Source organism: Pseudomonas sp. R-28-1W-6, from assembly GCF_009799925.1.
Taxonomy (GTDB): domain Bacteria; phylum Pseudomonadota; class Gammaproteobacteria; order Pseudomonadales; family Pseudomonadaceae; genus Aquipseudomonas.
Genome location: NZ_WELK01000028.1, coordinates 1 through 437, shown reverse-complemented (window position 1 = coordinate 437; position 437 = coordinate 1). Strand labels below are relative to the sequence as shown.

At 68.6% G+C, this 437-nt stretch carries 1 protein-coding gene; it reads left to right on the top strand.

The features are described 5' to 3' along the window. The coding region (locus F3I62_RS20085) for an Ig-like domain-containing protein (RefSeq protein WP_178122544.1) at positions 1–437 on the top strand (437 nt) is incomplete at both ends.

Below are 437 nucleotides of genomic sequence, written 5' to 3'. Positions count from 1 at the left end.
GACGCCGTGGTCGCCAATGACGACAGCTTCAGCGTCAACGAAGACGGCTCGGTCAGCCTCACCCTGCTCGGCAACGACAGCGCCGCCGATGGCGGCCTGAGCCTCCTCAGCATCAACGGCACCGCCCTCACCGGCGCCGCCCAGGCGATCGCCGTGAGCAACGGCGTGGTCAACGTCGCCGCCGACGGCAGCCTGACCTTCGTCCCCGGCGCCGACTTCAACGGCAGCATCAGCTTCGACTACGTCGCCCAGGACGCCGATGGCGACACCGACAGCGCCACCGTCAGCATCAACGTCGCCGCCCAGGACGACGCCGTGGTCGCCAATGACGACAGCTTCAGCGTCAACGAAGACGGCTCGGTCAGCCTCACCCTGCTCGGCAACGACAGCGCCGCCGATGGCGGCCTGAGCCTCCTCAGCATCAACGGCACCGCCCT